We start from the raw sequence: 16,004 nt of genomic DNA, 5'->3' as shown, positions 1-16,004 counted from the left end.
ATCTCTAAAGATAACATATTAAATCTGCGCTCATTATATCAAACAAGGTTTGATACGGTTTTATTATATTACATTTTATTATTATGTCAATAATAATTTATTATAAAAAAAATAAAAGACCACCACCGGTGATCTTTATATTAGCTGTCTATTCTTTAACGCTTGATATAAATTATCTAGAGCCTGCACTAATAAACAGCGCGGCATCGCTAAATTAAATCTCTCAAAACCTGCTCCACCAACACCAAAAATATATCCTTCATCAAGCCATAATTTAGCTTCATTGACCATAAATGCTTCTAATTCCTCGTGCGTCATTTGCAAAGCACTAAAATCAACCCAAACAAGATATAACCCCTGAGGTTTAATCATTTTGAGCATTGGTAGTTTTTTCTTTAAAAAACCATCAAGATATTTAATATTGCCATCAAGATAAGCCACTAATTCATCAACCCACTTATCACCATGATTATAAGCTGCTTTACACGCTTCAATACCAAAAATTGTTGGTTCCACCGGAAATCCTAGTGAACTTTTAACCTTAATAAACTTTTCTTTTAATTTATGATTAAAAAATAATATATTAGACGTCTGTAAACCCGCCAGATTGAAAGTCTTACTTGGTGCTGTACAAATAATTGTAAATTCTTTAAATGAGGCATCAACATTAACAAAAGGAAGGTGCTTATTCCCCTTATAAATAAAATCTTGATGAATTTCATCACTGACTACCAGTACATTATGTTTCTTACAAATATTACCTAATTTAAATAATTCTTCTTTATTCCAAACTTTTCCTATTGGATTATACGGATTACATAAAATAAACATTTTCACATCATTATCAATAATCAACTGCTCAAACAAATTAAAATCTAGTTCGTATGTTTGACCAGTAAACATCATCGGACATTCAATTTTCTTACGTTGATTTTCATCAATAGAAAAATCAAATGGATAATACACTGGTTTATTAATGATAATAGCATCACCGGGAGCTGTAAAAGCATTAACAGCGATTTTAAGCGCTGTTACTACCCCCGTTGTTGTTACAATATTATCTGCATTTATATCTAATTGATGGCGACGCTTCATCCAATTACAAACCGCCTCATAATAATCATCGCCAGCCATTGAATACCCATACACTGCATGTTTAGCGCGCTCAATAATTGCCTCAGTAACTTCTGGCAAGGTTTCAAAATCCATATCAGCAACCCATAAAGGTAAAATATCTTTCGGTTTTCCTTCTTTTTTCCAAGTATCCCATTTAATACATTTTGTATTTCTACGTTTGACTATTTTATCAAAATCATACATTCTTACAATCTCCTTATAATCCACTTATTATCGCAATACCTGTTTATCTTTGAATTCCATCATTGAAAAGTGGCATAACGTGATTCCTAATGCCATGGATAAATTTAGTGAGTCAATTTTATCACTATGAGGGATAAATACACTTTGCCCATATTTTAAATAATCATCTGGCAGTCCGCTGCTCTCATTACCAAAAACCAATGAATGTTTATTATTTGCAGCAGTAATCTGATGAATATTTTTAGCTCCTTTTAACATCAATGGATAGACTTCACGTTCAGGGTATTTAGTTAGATATTCATCAAAACTATTAAAATATTCAAAATTAATATTAAACAAAGCCCCCATCGATGCCCTAATTACTCGTGGATCAAAAACATCGACTCCAGGACGAATAATCGCTAAATTAGTATAATTAAAACCTAACATAGTTCTAATAATCGTCCCCATATTTCCCATATCTCCGGGATTAACTAAAACAACATGATTAGCATCTTCTAAATCCATCGTATATTTCTTAATGATTGCAATAGCAAAACAATTATCTTTTTTCGCTAATTTATTAATTGTATTATCACTTTCAATTAATTCAATTTTATTTTGTTGACATAAATTCTCAATAATCTTAACACCCTTATTTTGATAAGAGTTACTTTTGAGATAAACACGCATCACCAATTCTGGTTTATTCTCTAATAATTCAATCGTTTCAAAAACCCCAAGAGTATATGTATAATCAAAATCTTTATGATATGTTTTTATTTTCATTTTATAAACCTTTCAATAAATCAATTTGCTTTTTCAAATCCTGCTGCATTGATAAAAAATGTGCTTTATCAAAATCAACACCTTGATCAATTAAATCTAAAAGATCATTATATTTATCATATGCTAATTCTAATAACGAGATTTGAATTTCTAAATCTAACTCATTATTAGCATCATTTACAATTTGATTAATATCTTTATATTTATCTTTAAATACCTGTTGCAAATCAACTGTCTTTTTCTTCTTACCAAACAATCCCATTTCAACTACCTCCATTGTTATTTTTATAATTATAGCGTGTTTACTTAGTTTTGAAAAGTTTGTTATTTTTAAATTGAGAGATGTTTATATAACTTCCCGAAAGGAATCACTGGTGCTGGTTTGCCTGGATGCTCTCCTAACATTTTTTCCATCCAGATCATGTCATGCCATTGATTAAACTTATAGCCGCATTTAGTAAAATAAGCCACCTTTTGATAACCAAAATGTTCATGAAACACAATACTTTCTGGATTCCCAGCAGTAATACAAGCATTTAAATTAATAATATTTTGCTGTTTCGTAATTTCTTCTAATTTATGGTATAACATACTGCCAATTCCTCCACCTTTATAATCAAGGTCAATATAAATCGATGTTTCTACAGCCCACTGATATGCAGCCCGACTTTTAAATGCGGATGTATAAGCATAGCCTACTATCTTATCATCAAGCTTAGCAACAAGATACGGATACTTTTCTAAAGTTGAAACAATTCTTGCCCTAAATTCTTCTAAAGTTGGTACTTCATATTCAAATGTGATTGCTGTTGTTAGTACATAAGGTCGATATATTTCCAATAACCTTGCAGCATCATCAGCTGTTGCAACAGCAAGCCTAATTTTCGTCATTGATAATTCCTCCATTTTTCTAAGATAAACTGTATAATCATGATATAATAATACTAACTTTATCAAAGGAGAATAGCAATGGATAAAATAAAAGATTTATATCAAGATGACCTAATCTACATTTTCACTCGTTCACAATTACGTGACTTAAACACTGATTACTTGGCAATCATTAAAAATGAATGTTCTATTCAGACAATCAATAACTGCATAACAATGCACTATCAAGATGATTTCGAATCATTATTAGCTTTTTCTCTACCGACTAAAAACAGAAAAAACAAGCAGTTAATTTCTTTAAATCAATGCTATAAAATCATGGATAAAATTCATTACGGTGTTTTATCATTCACCCATGAAGGACTACCTTATAGTGTAGCTTTAAATCACATCATTGTTGATAACCGTATTTTTTTTCACTGTGCTAAAAGCGGCTATAAACTAAACAGCATTGAACAGCGTGCCACTTATCTTATAGTTGAAGATCTAGGTATTAATTTAAAAGCAGGAACTCATAACCATAATTCCGTCGCTGTCTTTGGAACAGTTCATGAAGTAACTGAGTTTGAGACAAAAAAAGCTGCACTATTAGAAATAGTCAGCCATTTAGCGCCAGAACACCCATACAATGATAAGATGGTCGATACAACTAATATCATCGAATTAGAAATTGATTATATTAACGGAAAAACACATATTCGTTAATTATCAAATTCACAATAAACAAAGGTAATACTAAAATACTTCAAATCAAACAGTTCCTAGCTGTAATGCCCTTTAAGTTGTTTTAACAACAGAGCTTATTATATCTAGGAGCTTTTTAAATTCACAACTACTATTTCACTGTGTTTTGCAGTTCTCATTGCATATCCCCAGCCGCCCATTCCTGAGGTCACGATCCCATGAAAATTATTATTTACTTCAATTCCATAGTTCAAATCATTAACCCTAATAAAACTAAACAAGAAATTTAAAGGAAATATTTGTCCAGCATGAGTATGACCTGATAATTGTAAATCAATTCCCAATTGTTCATTTAATTCATAATCATGTGGCTGATGATCCAATAAAATAAGCGGTTTAGAAGTATCTAAAGGTTCCGTCAAATCTTTTAAAGCTTCTCGCTTTTTTACAACATAGTCTTTACGCCCAATTAAATAAATATCATCCAATTTAGTAACATCGTCCAACAATACCTTAATCCCTATTTCTTTTAATTTCTTAACAATATTAAATTCCCTAAGTGGTGAGCCACCTTGGAAACCAATTTCATGATTTCCTTCAATATAATAAACAGGGTATTTACTAGCCAATATTTTAAATACCTGTAATGAATAATCAAATTCATCTTGGGTGGTCCCTTCATCATAGATATCACCAAGTAGAATAATCCCACTTGGAGCAATAGCTTCAGCATGTTCACTAAGCTCTGTTAAATCCGCCTTAGTGACAACTGTTCCTAAATGGATATCAGAAACTACCATTAGGCTTTTATCTACAAAAGATTTATTGATTATTACATCATACGTAGTAATAACAGTATTTTTAGCATTATAAATTCCATAAAAACTTAAAATAACACTGGCAGCCAAAGCAACCATTCCCCGTTGATAAATAAATTTAAAATAACGATTAAATCTAGTTTTATATAAAATTAAATTAATAATATCAAAGATTACAAAACAAATACATGCATTAGCCAAAAAACCAAAGAAAATCAAATTATATAAACACAAGCCGATTAAAATTCCAATAATAACTGTTGTAATAATCTTTCGATATTTTGCTTTAGCAAAAACCAAATGTGTATGATAAGCAAGATATACTGTCATAACTGCTACCAAAGTCATCTCCATTAAAACAAACCAGCTCATAATAAAATCATCTCCTTAGTAAATTATATCACAAAATAATCTTAAATTATCTCACTATTGTCAATAAAAAACTAAACTAAGATCATTTGAAATCACTTCTTTTTTCGCACACTTAAGCTTCAAAAATAGTAATACATTACAAAATCTGTTTAGTTTTTTATGTTCTTATTTACTAATCAAATCAATTACTACAATCTCGCAATTTTTACTAGTTCTCATGGCAAACCCCCAAGTCCCCATTCCCGAAGAAACGATCGCATTAAAATTATCATCATGACGATAACCATAATTCATCTCATTAATTCCTAAAAGATTCCAAAGCGGTAACATCGGAAATACTTGTCCAGCATGAGTATGACCAGAGATCATCAAATCAATTCCTAGCTTTTTATTTTCCTCTAATGAGCGAGGCTGATGATCTAATAAGATCACTGGTTTATTCTGATTCATCCCGTTAATAATCTGTTCTACAGGTTTTCGCTTTTTAATCTTATAATCTTGACGTCCTACAATATTTATATCCTCAAATTCAACATATTCATCATTTAAAGTATTGACTCCTGCCAATTGCAATCGTTCTAATATGTTATATTCTTTTAATGGGGAACTACTATAACCAACTTCATGATTTCCAATTACATAATAGACTGGATAGGATTTAGCTAACTGGGTGAATATTTTCATCGAATCATCAATTTCATCGCTACTGGTATTTTCATCATAAACATCCCCAACTAAAAAAATCATATCTGGTTTAATTTTCTCAGCTTGCGTAACAAGCTGTTTTAGATCTACTGTTTTAACAGCTGTTCCCAAGTGAATATCGGAAAGTGCCATGATCTTTTTATCCTTAAATTCCTTATTAATACTTACTTGGTAATTTGTGATTACAATATTATTTGCATTATATATCCCATAAACACTCAAGCTTAAACTACAAATAAGTACTCCAATAAGATAAACTTTTTGATATGGTCTTTTCAATTTTGTCTTAAATATAAGCGGGTAAATTAAATCCGCAATTATCAAACAAATACACAAATTGATTAAAAATCCTAAAATTATCATTTCAATACTTACACTTACAGCAACTAAAACAATAATTACTGCTGCAACAACTCTATGCTTATTTAAATATTTTTTAAAATGATATGCAATAAATATATTGATCAAGATAGCAATTACTACCATCATTACGGTTAAAATCAAAAACTATCCCTCCTTTAAGAATAAATTATACCACAGATTATATTTATGGTATAATAACTCCGAGGTGAAATTATGCATAAATTAGCGTGTCCAAAATGTCATGAATCAATCGTTCAAGAAGGAAATTCATATAAATGTGCCAATAATCATTGCTATGATCTAGCTAAAACTAAATATTTAAATTTGTTATTAAATCCTGATAAAGCTACAAATAACCCTGGTGATAGTAAAGAAAGTTTAGTTGCCCGCAAAGCATATCTAACTAAAGGATATTATGATGTCATTTTAAAATCAGTTATTGACTGTATAAAAAAATATCGTGATGATACCCCACTAGATATACTTGATCTCGGTTGCGGTGAAGGATATTATACTCGAGGATTAAAAGAAATCTTTAGCCTAGACACTATTTATGGATTAGATATATCTAAAGAAGCTATCAATATGGCCACTAAATATACTAAAGATGTTTATTGGCTTGTCGGTAATAGTAAGAACTTGCCTATCGTTGATCACTCATTAGACTTTATCACAGCTCTATTTACAGTCGTAAATCAAGATGAGCTGAAACGTACTTTAAAAAAGGGTGGTTATATTATCCATGTAACTGCCAACCCAAATCATCTAATTGAAATAAAAGAATTAATATATGATGAAATCAAAGTTAAAAGTGACAAATATATTCGTTTAGATTTTGAAACAATTGAAAGCTATGATCTAGTTCATCAAGTAAAAATTGATAATCGTGAAGATGCTTTAAATTTACTAAAGATGACCCCCCATTATTACCATATAAAAAAAGAACGCCGGGGCGTTCTTGATGAATTAGAACGATTAGATATTACAATTGATATTAAAATAACAATATATCAAACAAGCATCGATTAACCGATGCTTATTTTTATTATCAGTATGATTTGAAGTCCTAGAAGTAAAGGTATTCCATACTTAAAAATATTTTTCCTAGTCTTATGATTAAATCCATACATCGCTAATATCGCTCCTAGTGAACCACCAAACAAAGCGCCTATTAATAGTATCTTCTCAGAAACTCGCCAATGATGATGAATTGCTTTATACTTATCAATTCCATATAATAATATCATCATCAAGTTAATTATAATTATATAGCTGATTAATAATTTCATCGGTCTTCTGTTATCTCCAAATAGATATCATGATTCCCCTAACAACATATTTCAAGAGAACCTATTAAATTTTTATAGTGTTTCTTTGCATTATATTAAATCATTATTTCATCAAAATATTTCGTTATTTAATACTATTTTTATCGATAAAAAAAACGAACCATCTTAACAACATTAAAACGACTTTTTTCAAAAAGAATCCGCGCAGGAATCCTTTTTTCATCACCACAATCTAAAAAGATAATATCTAGACCCTTTTTAGTTTCTTCGTAACCGACAATCGTTACCCAGTGCCATAAATCATCTCGAATCTTACGACGTCGATGTGTTAAGATCAATAATCCTAAAGGATTACCATGCTCAATACTCTCTTTAACAATTTCACTAGCATCATAAAGTCTTGGACGTCTAAAAATACGATACTCACAATTATTTAACAATTTACTCAATCGTCTTGCATATAAAAAGACATACGGAAATCCACGCTTACCAGGTTCCATCAGCTTGAACATTTCATTCATGTAGTCTAAATACGTTGATTTATCAAATTCACGTTCTCTTTTCGTATAATAGATAAAAATATCAGTAGCACTAACACTTGCACAACCAGCTTTACGAGCCCAAGAGTCAGCAAACCAATCTTGATTACCACCCTGACCAATCAATTCTTTCTCTTTATAAATTTTTGGATAATCTAAAATCATCATGCCACCTTCTTTCCATATCTCCATTATACGTTATTATGTCCAAGTTCGTCACTAATTAGATAAGAAAAAGAACTAAAATTAAGATGACTTTAATTCTCTCGTTTAGTGCCACTGCTATCATATTTAAGATACTCCTCAATATCATTACAACCTATAACCGGACTGTCGCCTTAAGTCTTACGAGCCAACACCCCCAATATAGCAGCATAATTAATAAGATATTCATCATCATAATGATGTGATAAACCGTAAAAAACGGTAAGAGAACTACGATTATCTCTAATTCTTTAATCAATAAACAATCTTTTTCTAGCATTCTTAATAAAAATGGTTTGCAACTAAAAAAGAAGATATAAAATTTTATTTAATCATGTTATCTCCTCAAGCTGAATTATATTCAGCTTATGATTCTAAATGTTTAAAAATTGAGCTAACTTACTGTCTTGGCAGTGAGCCTTATATTCATAAAATTCATTATTTACCAAAAAATTAGTTCTTGATGAAAAAATTGAAGCTGAAAATTTTTCTATTTATCGCTTTTTGCATCAAAATAATTGTAAGATCTGTTTTGTAAAAATAAAAAAGCCCTTTGGGACAAGAGCTTTTTTTAATATCTGTATTCTATACGGGAAAACGAATACTATTATAGATATTTGGGACACGTTTATAATACCATAATATCTTATTAATAGTTTTCAAATAGTGAAAATCAATTTTCATATAATGAAAATTTTATCAAAAATTATCTAAATAGCCACCCATTTCAAAATATATAACACTATCATCAATAGATTTGAAAACAACTTTAACATATTTATCATCAAAATAACGATATATTTTAGCAATTGTTCCCGGAGCCATTTCTTGTTTATATAAAATACTTACTTCTTTAAAATAATGTTGTTCAAATATTCTTAGACCCACAGCATCAAATGCCCATTCAATATAACGACTATTATTCATATGTTGATTTACATCAACATCACTATATAAAACTTGACGTTCCATGACATAATCCAATGGCAGTTCTTTAATAATTTCATGATATTCTTCGATCGTATAATCATAAGACTTGATTTCTGGCATTATAATTCCTGCTTTATCAGGTTTAGTAATTCTTCGTTTTTCTAAATCTATTAAAGTCCATAATGAGTATACTGATGCTATTTCATCACCGTTTTCATCTTCAACCCAATAGTTACGTGTGAACTGGATTCTTTTACAGGCTGCGGCACGAGTTTTTAATCTTATTTTTTCATCTATCTTAATTGGTCTTTTTAAAATTAATGTTTCTTTAGCTAAAACAAAACCAAATCGTTCCCCTAACTCCGGCCTCCATATTCCTACTTCAACAGCATTTTTAGTTGCTAAATCTGATAACTTGGATAATAAAGATGAGATTCGATAGTTTCCTTGATAATCAGCTTCTTGACATTCAATTGTTAAATCGCAATAAGAAACAATATTCTCCATAATATCTCCTTTTTTTTATACTAAAATATAAATATCAGTATATAATAACTATATAATAAAACAAATTAAAACTATTGTATAGAGGTAATCATATGAAGAAGATCAATAAAAAGAGGGTAGCCTTTGCATCACTGGTAATAATCTGCTTAATCATAATAATCGCACTTATTATCAATTTAACTATCTTACCATTATTTAATAATTCAAACGGTGTTACAAAAAATAAGCAAGCTAAAGCAAAAAAAGAAAGCTATGATACTGTATCTCTGGTTGCTGTTGGTGATAATATTATTCATGAGCGTGTTTTTCAATATGCCAGCACTAACGGTACATATGACTTTACCCCTTGCTATAAACATATAAAAAAATATATTCAAGATGCTGATCTTGCTTTTATTAATCAAGAAACAATTTTAGGTGGTGATACCTTAAAAATTACAGGATATCCGGCTTTTAATTCACCAAGTGAATTAGCTAAAAATTTAATTGACACTGGGTTTAATATGATCAATGGTGCTACTAATCATTCTTTCGACCGTGATTTTGAAGGTGTTAAAGCGGCTTCTCAGACTTGGCGCCAATATCAAGATATTATTTATACTGGTACATACGATAGCCAAAGTGATCGTGATACAATTAGGATCATTGAAAAAAACGGTATCAAATTTGCACTTTTATCTTATACCCAAAGTCTCAATGAATATAATACTAATCCTTATAAGTTGTTAAAACAAACTGCCTATGCTGTACCCTTATTGGAGGATACAGCAGCAATCAAAGCAGATGTTCAAAAAGCCAAAGAACAAGCAGACGTAATAATCGTCTCTGCCCATTGGGGTGATGAAAATGAGGCGGAAGTAACTGCTAAACAACAAGAGTATGCTCAATTATTTGCTGATTTAGGAGTTGATTTAGTAATCGGAACTCATCCTCATATCATTCAACCTGTTACATGGGTGAATGGCCAAAGTGGGAATAAAACACTCATTGCTTACAGTTTAGGAAATTTTTTAAGTACAATGGAAACTCAAGATACACAATTAGAAGGGATGTTATCATTAAACTTTATTAAAAAAGATGCTAAAATTTTTATAGATGACATTACCTGGACACCACTAATCAATCATTTCGGTGATAATACTGTTGAAGTTTATCCTCTTGCAAAATATCCAGATGATAAATTAGCTAAACATTTTGTTTTACATGATAAACCTAACATTATTCAGCAATACAAAGCCAAAACAAGAGATGTTATTGGTGATAAAATAACTATAAAGGACTAAATCCATGAATAAAAAACGCTTAAATAAAAAGAAAGTATTATTAGTTTTTATTCCCCTTATTATTGCCGGTACTATAATCTACTGGTTCTTGCCTAGTAATTCAACCAAAACAGAAGAAAAGCAACCGAAAAAAACAGTTAATAACGATCCCCAATATTATCAAACTTCGTTAAAAGAACGTTATGAAAACTATCAAAAAACTAATCCCGATCTTTCGACAGAAGAAATAATTACCCGAGTTAACATGAATCTTGATTATCCTTTCTATGAAGTAATCATTCCTCAAAATAAGCCATTAGAATTAAATACAATCGTAAATAAATATTATAAATTAGATGATAACTTCACTCCCGACGATCTTATTTACATCAATGATACTTATGCCAATACAAGCGATCCTGCCTATAAATATCGAAAACATCAGATGCGAAAAGTTGTTTATGATGATTTTATTGCATTAAAAGAAGCATGTAAAACTAAAGGCTTTAATCTATACGTCGTTAGTGGCTATCGTTCGACAACCTGGCAAACCGAAATCTATAATCATATGGTGAATACATACAGCGTTGCTAAAGCTGACCAAACTTGTAGCCGCCCCGGTCATAGCGAACATACGACCGGTCTAGCTTGTGATATTGCACTTGATAATTACAGTTTTGAAGACGTTATAAAGCATCCCCAATATCAGTGGTTTCTTGGACAACTAGCTAACTACGGCTTTATTATTCGCTATCCAGAAAACAAAGATACACTTACCGGATATAGCTACGAATCTTGGCATCTTCGCTATTTAGGAAAAGATTTAGCTAAAAAAGTGACTGCTAGTAATTTAACATATGATGAATATTACGCACAAAATTATGCAAAATAGCCTGTTTCAGTACTCAGGCTATTATTTTTTCACTAAAATTTATGATGATTATTAAACTTTTATCAATTTTTATATAGGCTAATTCATGATTTTCTAGTATAATAGAGATATTGAAAGAAGGAGTATGACTAATGGATATTATTACAAATGTATTACCTTTTTTGGTATTTTTAGCCTTATTATGGTTTACATACACAAATATTTCTTTAGCAGTAGCAATGTATCGCGCAAAAAAAGATGATAGTACCCTATCATCATGTCTAAGCAATACTGGTAAATATTTTTACATTGGCCTAACAATTTTCTATATTGCCTTATTTGTGGGGAGCGTTGCTTTAATGGTATTAGCGCTAATCAACAATAAATTAGACGACCTATATTTACCACTAAATGTCTTAACGATCGGAACACTAGCGATTGGTTTTCTTTTACAGCAAATCATCTTAGTTGGGCACCGTCAAATGATGATCGGTAAGATCAAACTGGATTATCGTAAAATTAAACGTGTTTCATATCCAAAAGCAAAAAAATTAAGATTTGTTTATGGACAAAGAACCTATGAAACTCCACTTCGTTTTATCGATGATTTCAAACTAAAAAAAGCTTTACAAAAAGCTCGTTAAACTCTTATGGGTAGCAAAAAATGCTACCCTTTTAGTTTACAATTTAATTTGCATTGATATCCTTGCAATTCGATTATAAAATTTCTCAAAAGAATCGTTCCCTTTAAAAATATGATTAATTATCTTCCCATCCTCAACATAATACATTTCTGATGCATATGATGCAACCAAGCAATCATGAGTAACCATAACAATCGTAATACCATATTTACGATTAATCTCTGTAAAATACTCCATTAATTGCTTAGCCCTAATACTGTCTACGTTCCCTGTCGGCTCATCAGCAAAAAGAATTTTTGGCTTACATACAAGTGCACGAGCAATTGCAATTCGCTGCTGTTGACCCCCTGAACATTCAAAAGGGTATTTATCTAAAAGTTCTTCAATACCTAAACTGCTAATTATTTGCTTGATTTCTGCTTCATTGATAATATTCTTTTTATTAAGTTTTAAAGAAAATAAAATATTGTCAATTACTTTTAAAGAATCTATCAAATTATAATCTTGAAAAATAAATCCCATATATCTCTTTCTAATATTTGCTTTTTCTTTATCCGACAACCCAACTATATTCTGATCAAAGATTAATAATTTTCCTGAAGTAGCCTCATCAATTGTTGATAGAATATTTATCAATGTTGTTTTACCAGAACCTGAAGTCCCCATAATACATGCAAAAGTCCCCTTATTTACTGAAATTGAAACTCCATTTAATGCCGTTTTAGGATATGGTGTATCTAAGCCATACACTTTTTTTAAATTAGCCGCTTTAATTATTTCTTCCATTTTCTTATCCTCATTTCCTCTTGATATACAGCAACTCGATATGAAATAAACAATGGAATAATAAGCTCTAATATAAGAAATAATGCAGACAAAACTCCCATTTTATCACGATAGACAAAAGCAATATTTAAATTTGATAAATATACCAATGATAAGACCGCAATCATTTCATACATCAATGTTTTTTCTTTTTTTGTCATATATCTGATTTCTTCATAATTAAGACCTAATCGACTTAAATTACGATAATATTGCTTTTTATTAATTTGATTAATTCTAAAACGATTAATCAATGTAAAGCTTAAAACAATATTTGTTAGCACATACCCCAATTGAAATAAGATCGTATACTGTAAATCATCAAGATTAGTACACATCATTGTTAATAAGATTGCAGAAGATAATACAAACATTAAAATAACTGATTTCATCTGCTGCAGATTCAAAATAAAGTTATTAAAAATTAGACTTTCTTTAGCATCAATATTCTTTAATTTAATCCACTTTTCTAATAAGTTAGGAAAACACATAACACCTAAATTATATGCTCCTATTACATATAAACCGGCTGGAAAAATCAATCCCTGATTTAAATCACTGATGTAGATAGTAAAAGTACCTATAATAAATAATACAATATAATTAACGTTAGCTACTATCGTTATTCGCCTTCTTTTCTTAAACGAGACGATTTCATCATTTTTAAGTAAATCAGGAATAACTCCGCGGATAGAATACGATATTTGCATAAAAGTCATAAAAACTAATAGAAGCAGTACCAAGGGCAAAGAATCGACATATGTTTCTAAAGCATAATAAAAGATATTTTCACTAACCCCCATATAAAGATAAGCAAGTGCCTGACATAATGGAATCAGCAAAAAACTAATTCCCACAGCAATTAAATAACTAATTAAAGTGATTACAATCAACTGAATCATCTGGAAAAATAAAATTTCTCGATCACGACACCCCATTATTTTCAATAGACCAACAATCCGTGAATTTGTTTTATTATAGTAATTACAAGAATACATTATTAATGAAATAAAAATCACTAATAAAATAATGACCATTGTCCCTTTATACATTCCATCATAAAATCGCATCACTTCGTATTCAGTAATTGCTTCATAACCATAAAACTTTGTTGTATCTTTTAAAATATTTACTAAATAGTTAATTATGGGATTATTAAAGAATTGGAGAAAAATAATACATACACATAAAGTTATTGTAATTGTAATTCCAAGATTTAAAGCTTTTTTTCGCTCTTTCCATAGCATCTGTAAAGAAATCTGCAGCATCCCAATCCCTCCTTTTTTATTAAAAAGATGCTTTAATAATATCCTTTTCTTCCTTTACTCTAAACTATTGTCTAAGCGTATAGTCAATGTTTTTAAATAAAAAACGATTAAAACCGTACACTATTTTTAGTGTACGATTTTAATCACTTCGTTTACTTAATTCTTTTTGTTCACATTCTTTTATATCATCACCAATTAACTTATGACGATAATATCTAGATTTCTTTTTGACCTCTTGGTTAATCTTTCTATAACCATATTGTTCAATCAAAGTTTTCTCACCAGAAAAAAGATTAACTCCTAAACCTAATTTGTTTCCATCTATTTTTACCCCTATTGCTGCTAAAATAGTAGGATACATATCAATAATTGAAAATTTTCGGTTTTTATTAAATTTTGTAGTAACTGCACTATTAATAAAGCAGTTGTATGGTGTCCGAACATAATCGTGATCAAGATTAGTAAAAAACTTTTCTGACATACTATTATGATCACCAGTAATAACTATAGTTGTATTTTCATACCATGGCTGGCTCTTGCACCAATTTATAAAATTATTCACTTGTTTTGATTGACAGGCAATTACGTTTGCATATTGGCTTTTATATTTATGCTGACAATCTTCACATACATACCCATCAGGTGTATGCGTATCAATCGTGACTAGCTCCATATTAAAAGGTTTACCACTTTTAGCCAATTTAGTAATATCCGCTTTAGCAAACTCAAATAACTTTTTATCTTCATAACCCCAAAAAACAAAATAATCTTTAGCAATTCTTCCTTCCTCAACTGCGGTATTGTAATCGGAAATATAATAGTTACCATGTTGTTTATAAAAATTTGATGTACACCCAAAATTACTATCAGAACCCATCATGATTTCATTTATATAACCATGCTGTTCCAAAATTTCACCAAGTGTATAAACACCACTAAAAAAATTCGATTTATCATTATATGATTTTGAATTAAATGGTACTAACAGCGGAATTCCTGCTTCTTGTCCAACCATTGAAGCAATCGTCCACTGTGTTCCCTCTAAGGTCAAACTTCCACCGATTTGGTTATGATGAGAAAAGTTAATATTTTGATTCGCTAATGCATCAAGTTCAGGCATATAAGAAACATCTTGACCACCACCCGATGTTTTTGCTAAATAAGCATTTTCGATAGATTCTAAATAGATATGAATAATATTTCGTTTACAGCTTGGAAAAGTTAACGTTACCCCTTTGGGATCAACATAATGTTCTTCATATAATTGTGTTTTTCTAAGCATATCAAAAACATATCCAAAAATTTGATAATTATACAAAGCAAAGAGCAAAGAACCAATAATTGCAAAACAACCAATTGCAAATATATGCGCTATTAAATATATATGAAATGCTGGTAAAGGTAGATTAAAAACGATTATTTCTGTGAATGCAACAATTACAAAACTCTGAGGAACTGTATGAAGAAACCAGTCAGTATAAATTCCATCATCTGTACCATCCATAGGAACTTTTAAATGAAAAATCATTTGATTTAATGTCTTCACAGAAAAAGTTCGATTTCCCCAAATAATTGAGGCTACGATCAAAACTGCAATAAATATCATCAATGATCCAATCACTTCTTTAAATGTAATTAACTGTATTATTCTTTCTATCATCACAACCATCTTTCTTCTTATTATTTCTATTTATTCTAGCATATAAATAGACCTAAAACAAAAATTTCATTCACCAAACTTTAC

General features: G+C 30.0%; 17 protein-coding genes. 5 read left to right on the top strand and 12 right to left on the bottom strand.

Features of this window, described 5'->3' with window-relative positions; translation table 11 throughout:
* Positions 1 to 135 precede the first annotated feature (135 nt).
* From KSU54_RS11505 to KSU54_RS11490, 4 genes are all read right to left on the bottom strand, one after another.
* Complete coding sequence (locus KSU54_RS11505) at positions 136 to 1,320, bottom strand: MalY/PatB family protein (protein WP_117791965.1); 1,185 nt, start codon at positions 1,318 to 1,320, stop codon at positions 136 to 138.
* Positions 1,321 to 1,347: 27 nt separating this feature from the next.
* Entirely contained in the window at positions 1,348 to 2,088 is a 741-nt protein-coding gene (locus tag KSU54_RS11500) for a TrmH family RNA methyltransferase (RefSeq protein WP_003534927.1), read from the bottom strand.
* Between the two features lies 1 nt (position 2,089).
* The gene (locus KSU54_RS11495) at positions 2,090 to 2,350 is read right to left on the bottom strand and encodes a hypothetical protein (protein ID WP_008792360.1); all 261 of its coding nucleotides are present in this window, start codon (positions 2,348 to 2,350) and stop codon (positions 2,090 to 2,092) included.
* A gap of 68 nt (positions 2,351 to 2,418) precedes the next feature.
* On the bottom strand, positions 2,419 to 2,979 hold the full coding sequence (locus KSU54_RS11490) for a GNAT family N-acetyltransferase (protein ID WP_008792361.1): 561 nt from the start codon (positions 2,977 to 2,979) through the stop codon (positions 2,419 to 2,421).
* A 78-nt stretch (positions 2,980 to 3,057) separates the two neighbouring features.
* On the opposite strand from KSU54_RS11490, the gene KSU54_RS11485 reads away from it, so the two are divergent.
* Complete coding sequence (locus tag KSU54_RS11485) at positions 3,058 to 3,684, top strand: pyridoxamine 5'-phosphate oxidase family protein (protein WP_009299424.1); 627 nt, start codon at positions 3,058 to 3,060, stop codon at positions 3,682 to 3,684.
* Between the two features lie 104 nt (positions 3,685 to 3,788).
* Here KSU54_RS11485 and KSU54_RS11480 read toward each other — a convergent pair whose 3' ends face one another.
* Together KSU54_RS11480 and KSU54_RS11475 are read right to left on the bottom strand one after the other, a co-directional pair.
* Positions 3,789 to 4,853, bottom strand: a complete 1,065-nt coding sequence (locus tag KSU54_RS11480; RefSeq protein WP_009299423.1) for a metallophosphoesterase — start codon at positions 4,851 to 4,853, stop codon at positions 3,789 to 3,791.
* Between the two features lie 165 nt (positions 4,854 to 5,018).
* Positions 5,019 to 6,062, bottom strand: a complete 1,044-nt coding sequence (locus KSU54_RS11475; RefSeq protein WP_009008563.1) for a metallophosphoesterase — start codon at positions 6,060 to 6,062, stop codon at positions 5,019 to 5,021.
* A 72-nt stretch (positions 6,063 to 6,134) separates the two neighbouring features.
* On the opposite strand from KSU54_RS11475, the gene KSU54_RS11470 reads away from it, so the two are divergent.
* A complete protein-coding gene (locus tag KSU54_RS11470; RefSeq protein ID WP_003534942.1) occupies positions 6,135 to 6,950 on the top strand; it encodes a methyltransferase domain-containing protein in 816 nt (271 codons plus the stop codon).
* Here KSU54_RS11470 and KSU54_RS11465 read toward each other — a convergent pair.
* The 3 genes from KSU54_RS11465 to KSU54_RS11455 form a co-directional block, all read right to left on the bottom strand.
* Positions 6,947 to 7,168 carry a DUF1294 domain-containing protein gene (locus KSU54_RS11465; protein ID WP_230328629.1) on the bottom strand — a complete coding sequence of 74 codons (222 nt, stop codon included), beginning with the start codon at positions 7,166 to 7,168 and terminating at the stop codon, positions 6,947 to 6,949. The genes KSU54_RS11470 and KSU54_RS11465 overlap by 4 nt on opposite strands.
* A 182-nt stretch (positions 7,169 to 7,350) precedes the next feature.
* Positions 7,351 to 7,914 (bottom strand): hypothetical protein, encoded by a 564-nt coding sequence (locus KSU54_RS11460; RefSeq protein WP_008792367.1) that lies wholly within the window; start codon positions 7,912 to 7,914, stop codon positions 7,351 to 7,353.
* A 738-nt stretch (positions 7,915 to 8,652) separates the two neighbouring features.
* The gene (locus KSU54_RS11455; protein WP_003534950.1) at positions 8,653 to 9,390 is read right to left on the bottom strand and encodes an acyl-[acyl-carrier-protein] thioesterase; all 738 of its coding nucleotides are present in this window, start codon (positions 9,388 to 9,390) and stop codon (positions 8,653 to 8,655) included.
* A 92-nt stretch (positions 9,391 to 9,482) separates the two neighbouring features.
* On the opposite strand from KSU54_RS11455, the gene KSU54_RS11450 reads away from it, so the two are divergent.
* The 3 genes from KSU54_RS11450 (at position 9,483) to KSU54_RS11440 (ending at position 12,167) form a co-directional block, all read left to right on the top strand.
* Positions 9,483 to 10,673, top strand: a complete 1,191-nt coding sequence (locus KSU54_RS11450) for a CapA family protein (RefSeq protein ID WP_008792369.1) — start codon at positions 9,483 to 9,485, stop codon at positions 10,671 to 10,673.
* Positions 10,674 to 10,677: 4 nt separating this feature from the next.
* Positions 10,678 to 11,544, top strand: coding sequence for a M15 family metallopeptidase (locus KSU54_RS11445; protein ID WP_003534954.1), 867 nt, complete (start codon positions 10,678 to 10,680; stop codon positions 11,542 to 11,544).
* Positions 11,545 to 11,675: 131 nt separating this feature from the next.
* The gene (locus KSU54_RS11440) at positions 11,676 to 12,167 is read left to right on the top strand and encodes a hypothetical protein (protein WP_003534957.1); all 492 of its coding nucleotides are present in this window, start codon (positions 11,676 to 11,678) and stop codon (positions 12,165 to 12,167) included.
* Between the two features lie 36 nt (positions 12,168 to 12,203).
* Here the strand turns inward: KSU54_RS11440 and KSU54_RS11435 are convergent, their stop codons facing one another.
* The 3 genes from KSU54_RS11435 to KSU54_RS11425 all read right to left on the bottom strand — a co-directional run bounded on the left by KSU54_RS11435 (position 12,204) and on the right by KSU54_RS11425 (position 15,920).
* Positions 12,204 to 12,953 (bottom strand): ABC transporter ATP-binding protein, encoded by a 750-nt coding sequence (locus tag KSU54_RS11435; RefSeq protein WP_009299419.1) that lies wholly within the window; start codon positions 12,951 to 12,953, stop codon positions 12,204 to 12,206.
* Positions 12,941 to 14,260 (bottom strand): FtsX-like permease family protein, encoded by a 1,320-nt coding sequence (locus KSU54_RS11430; RefSeq protein ID WP_009299417.1) that lies wholly within the window; start codon positions 14,258 to 14,260, stop codon positions 12,941 to 12,943. Before KSU54_RS11430 ends, KSU54_RS11435 begins: the two co-directional genes overlap by 13 nt.
* Positions 14,261 to 14,399: 139 nt before the next feature.
* Positions 14,400 to 15,920, bottom strand: coding sequence for an LTA synthase family protein (locus KSU54_RS11425; protein WP_226814490.1), 1,521 nt, complete (start codon positions 15,918 to 15,920; stop codon positions 14,400 to 14,402).
* Positions 15,921 to 16,004: the final 84 nt, after the last annotated feature.

It is taken from the genome of Erysipelatoclostridium sp. MSK.23.31 (assembly GCF_019125875.1).
GTDB classification, from domain to species: Bacteria; Bacillota_I; Bacilli_A; order Erysipelotrichales; family Coprobacillaceae; genus Thomasclavelia; species Thomasclavelia ramosa.
Note: the sequence above shows the minus strand (reverse complement) of the source record. Positions and strands in the feature narration are given on the sequence as shown.

What these genes read in the sequence shown, in the direction of transcription:
- KSU54_RS11505 (WP_117791965.1), bottom strand. Translation starts at nt 1,320, where the DNA reads ATGTATGATTTTGATAAAATAGTCAAACGTAGAAATACAAAATGTATT.
- KSU54_RS11500 (WP_003534927.1), bottom strand. Translation starts at nt 2,088, where the DNA reads ATGAAAATAAAAACATATCATAAAGATTTTGATTATACATATACTCTT.
- KSU54_RS11495 (WP_008792360.1), bottom strand. Translation starts at nt 2,350, where the DNA reads ATGGGATTGTTTGGTAAGAAGAAAAAGACAGTTGATTTGCAACAGGTA.
- KSU54_RS11490 (WP_008792361.1), bottom strand. Translation starts at nt 2,979, where the DNA reads ATGACGAAAATTAGGCTTGCTGTTGCAACAGCTGATGATGCTGCAAGG.
- KSU54_RS11485 (WP_009299424.1), top strand. Translation starts at nt 3,058, where the DNA reads ATGGATAAAATAAAAGATTTATATCAAGATGACCTAATCTACATTTTC.
- KSU54_RS11480 (WP_009299423.1), bottom strand. Translation starts at nt 4,853, where the DNA reads ATGAGCTGGTTTGTTTTAATGGAGATGACTTTGGTAGCAGTTATGACA.
- KSU54_RS11470 (WP_003534942.1), top strand. Translation starts at nt 6,135, where the DNA reads ATGCATAAATTAGCGTGTCCAAAATGTCATGAATCAATCGTTCAAGAA.
- KSU54_RS11465 (WP_230328629.1), bottom strand. Translation starts at nt 7,168, where the DNA reads ATGATATTATTATATGGAATTGATAAGTATAAAGCAATTCATCATCAT.
- KSU54_RS11460 (WP_008792367.1), bottom strand. Translation starts at nt 7,914, where the DNA reads ATGATTTTAGATTATCCAAAAATTTATAAAGAGAAAGAATTGATTGGT.
- KSU54_RS11455 (WP_003534950.1), bottom strand. Translation starts at nt 9,390, where the DNA reads ATGGAGAATATTGTTTCTTATTGCGATTTAACAATTGAATGTCAAGAA.
- KSU54_RS11450 (WP_008792369.1), top strand. Translation starts at nt 9,483, where the DNA reads ATGAAGAAGATCAATAAAAAGAGGGTAGCCTTTGCATCACTGGTAATA.
- KSU54_RS11445 (WP_003534954.1), top strand. Translation starts at nt 10,678, where the DNA reads ATGAATAAAAAACGCTTAAATAAAAAGAAAGTATTATTAGTTTTTATT.
- KSU54_RS11440 (WP_003534957.1), top strand. Translation starts at nt 11,676, where the DNA reads ATGGATATTATTACAAATGTATTACCTTTTTTGGTATTTTTAGCCTTA.
- KSU54_RS11435 (WP_009299419.1), bottom strand. Translation starts at nt 12,953, where the DNA reads ATGGAAGAAATAATTAAAGCGGCTAATTTAAAAAAAGTGTATGGCTTA.
- KSU54_RS11430 (WP_009299417.1), bottom strand. Translation starts at nt 14,260, where the DNA reads ATGCTGCAGATTTCTTTACAGATGCTATGGAAAGAGCGAAAAAAAGCT.
- KSU54_RS11425 (WP_226814490.1), bottom strand. Translation starts at nt 15,920, where the DNA reads ATGATAGAAAGAATAATACAGTTAATTACATTTAAAGAAGTGATTGGA.